This window comes from Vibrio sp. 1078-1 (assembly GCF_033340475.1).
Genome location: NZ_JAWOWM010000656.1, coordinates 1 through 578, shown reverse-complemented (window position 1 = coordinate 578; position 578 = coordinate 1). Strand labels below are relative to the sequence as shown.

The 578-nt window shown below is 44.8% G+C and carries 1 protein-coding gene; it reads left to right on the top strand.

Features of this window, described 5'->3' with window-relative positions:
* Positions 1 to 578, top strand: a 578-nt coding sequence (locus R7190_RS29335; RefSeq protein ID WP_318138134.1) for an ion transporter, incomplete at both ends; no start/stop codon positions are given.

The following is a 578-nucleotide window of genomic DNA, read 5'->3' as shown; positions in this document are numbered from 1 at the left end:
TGTTTACCATTGAGTACTTGCTACGTCTGTATTGCTCGCCAAAACCGGTGGCGTACGCAAAAAGTTTCTACGGTATTGTCGATCTGTTGGCGATCATCCCAACTTACTTAGTATTGTTCTTCCCATCCGCCTCTTTCATGGGCGTGATCAGAGCACTACGTGTGATGCGTATTTTTCGTATCTTGAAGTTGGTGAGGTACCTGCAAGAGTCCAACATTTTGTTGCGCTCATTACTAATGGCTCGCAGAAAGATCTTCATCTTCTTCACACCCGTCGCCATTTTGGTCACGATTTTCGGTTCATTGATTTTTATTGTTGAAGGGCCAGAAAACGGGTTTACCAGTATTCCGAAAAGTATTTATTGGGCTATTGTGACCATCACAACGGTTGGATATGGTGACTTGGTACCTCAAACAGATCTCGGAAAAGGACTTGCCTCACTCACCATGTTGTTGGGTTATTCAATTTTGGCGGTCCCTACTGGTATTTTCACAGCAGAGCTTCACCAAGAAATGCAATCGCACAAAGTATTAGTGAAGTGTCCTAACTGTTCTCACGCCGGGCACGACTCTGATGCG